The organism is Microbacterium sp. (genome assembly GCF_026393345.1).
GTDB lineage: Bacteria > Actinomycetota > Actinomycetes > Actinomycetales > Microbacteriaceae > Microbacterium.
Genome location: NZ_JAPLAI010000009.1, coordinates 46,544 through 48,969 on the forward strand (window position 1 = coordinate 46,544; position 2,426 = coordinate 48,969).

The following is a 2,426-nucleotide window of genomic DNA, read 5'->3' on the forward strand; positions in this document are numbered from 1 at the left end:
CCCTTCTCCGACTTCCAAGACGCACATCGCCCCGTCCACGCCCGCCGGACCACGGTCACTGCACCGACCAGCCCGATGGCCGCGGCACGAACCCTTCCGATCCCGACCCGAATCGAGGACGCATCATGCTCCGACGCCGCCTGACACTGACCGCCATTCCCCTCTCCGTCGCCGCGCTGGTGCTCGCCGGTTGCGCCACGCAGACCGTCGCGTCGTCGTCTACCTCGACCACGAGCGAGGACACCACCACCGTCGAAACGACGGCCGTCGTGGACTCGGATCTGACCGCCGACGCCGTGCTCGCCGCAAACGCCGACGTCACCGTGGTGGACGATGACGAGTGGTCCGAATCCGACGCCGTCGACATCACCCTCAGCGGGTCGTCCGCCTCGTCCGACTCCGACGCCGTGACCGTGGACGGAACCACCGTCACGATCACCCAGGCCGGCGTGTTCCGCCTCTCCGGATCGCTCGACGGCCAAATCGTTGTCGCGGCGCCCGATGACGCGCAGGTCGTGCTGATCCTGGACGAGGCCGAGATCTCCGCATCCGACTCCCCCGCCATCACCGTGACGACTGCCGACGACGTCGTGATCGCCCTCGCCGACGGGACAACCAACACCGTCTCGGACACGTCGTCCTACGCCGACGACGTGGAAGCGAACGCAGCAGTCTACAGCGACGCCGACCTCACCATCACCGGCTCGGGCACGCTCGAGGTATCGGGCAACGGCAACGACGGCATCGCCAGCACCGACGACCTCGTCATCCTGTCGGGCGAGATCACCGTCGACGCCGTGGATGACGCGCTGCGCGGCAAGGACTCGCTCACCGTCGCCGGCGGAACGCTCGCACTCGCCGCCGGCGGCGACGCTCTCAAGAGTGATCAGGATGAGGACGCGACGCAGGGCTTCATCGTCGTCTCGGGCGGCGACGTGACCGCGACGAGCGGCGACGACGGCTTCGCCGCGACGACCGATGTCGTCATTACGGGCGGCACCGTCGACCTGGTAGCGGGGTCGGACGCCTCCGCCGCCGATGCCTCTCCCAAGGGCGTGTCCGCGGGCGTGGTCGCGGTAATCGAGGGCGGAGACGTCACGATCGACGCGGACGACGACGGCGTGCACTCCGACGGCTCGATCGGAATCGGCGGTGGCACCGTGACGGTGACCTCCGGCGACGACGGCATCCACGCCGAGCAGACGCTCGAGATCCGTGACGGCGACGTCACCGTCACCGAGTCGGTCGAGGGACTCGAAGCCGCGGCCATCGCCGTCTCGGGTGGCACCGTGGACGTCACCGCGAGCGACGATGGCGTGAACGCCGCGAGCGGCACCACGACGACCAGTCAGGGCGGTATGGGCGGTGGCGGCGAGGCGGCCACCGGCGAGACCCTCACCGTCTCGGGCGGGACACTGCGAGTGGTCGCCGGTGGCGACGGCCTTGACTCCAACGGGTCCATCTCGTTCACCGGCGGCACCACCACCGTGGCCGGACCGAGCTCGGCCGGCGGCGAGGGCGCAGTCGACGCCAACGGCGACATCGCCATGGACGGCGGCGAGGTCTTCATCGCCGGCAGCGTCCTGGTCGCACCGACCGGCGCGCAGCAATGGGTCGCCGCGACCGTCAGCGGCTCGGCGGGCGACACCGTCGAGGTGACGGATGCCTCGGGCGCGCCCATTGCCTCGTTCGAGGCTGAGGAGTCCTTCGCCGCCGTCTTCTACAGCGGTCCCGGCATCACGGACGGCGGCAGCTACACCGTCACCGTGAACGGCGTCGCGGCCACCACCGTCACCGAAGGCACGAACGTGACTTCCGGGATGGGCGGCCCAGGCGGTGGCGGCAATGGCGGCGTCCGGCGACCCTGAGCGTCTTAGTCCACACATCCACGTTCCAGGACGCCTGTGACGGAAACCGCCCGTCACGCGGCCTGGAGCGCGTAAATACCGCCTGGGGCGAGTAGCGCCCGAAAGCTCTCACCCCACGTGCGTCCCATGCGGACGCACGGCGAGGCGTCGGCGATCCCCGCGCCGGCGTCTCGTGGCGTCGTCGTACTCCGCAATCAGCTCAGACTGCCTCGTTTCGCCAAAGTGGGCCCAACAGTCGGCTTCATAGAAACGTCCAAGGGGAGCCTGACCCGCTTTTCCGGACACCTGAGTTGAGGCGATGATCGTCTCGGAAGGAGTCCGTGAGATGCCTGCTGCCCACCCGCCGGAGTTCCGACGTCGAGCCCTGGATCTGGTCGCCCAGGGAAGTCCCGTCGCGCAGACCGCGCGTGATCTCGGGATCAGCGAGTCCTGTCTGCGGAACTGGATGAATCGGGACGCGGTCGACTCTGGCCGCAAGCCCGGCATGACCAGCGATGAGCACCGTGAGCTTGTCGAGTTGCGGCGCCGGAACCGTGTGCTGGAGATGGAGATTGAGAT

At 69.0% G+C, this 2,426-nt stretch carries 3 protein-coding genes (1 of these 3 cut by a window edge); all 3 read left to right on the plus strand.

Going from position 1 to position 2,426, the window contains the following annotated elements; all coding sequences use genetic code 11:
* Positions 1 to 144, plus strand: partial view of a polyphosphate polymerase domain-containing protein gene (locus tag NT132_RS01005; protein WP_297783446.1) — the 3' end only. The gene continues 753 nt to the left of window position 1, outside the view; 144 of the gene's 897 nt are visible here — the last part of the coding sequence; the start codon falls outside the window, past its left edge; its stop codon occupies positions 142 to 144.
* A complete protein-coding gene (locus NT132_RS01010) occupies positions 126 to 1,868 on the plus strand; it encodes a carbohydrate-binding domain-containing protein (RefSeq protein ID WP_297783450.1) in 1,743 nt (580 codons plus the stop codon). Before NT132_RS01005 ends, NT132_RS01010 begins: the two co-directional genes overlap by 19 nt.
* Positions 1,869 to 2,193: 325 nt before the next feature.
* A partial coding sequence (locus NT132_RS01015; protein ID WP_297783452.1) for a transposase occupies positions 2,194 to 2,426 on the plus strand: 233 nt, incomplete at its 3' end.

What these genes read in the sequence shown, in the direction of transcription:
- NT132_RS01010 (WP_297783450.1), top strand. Translation starts at nt 126, where the DNA reads ATGCTCCGACGCCGCCTGACACTGACCGCCATTCCCCTCTCCGTCGCC.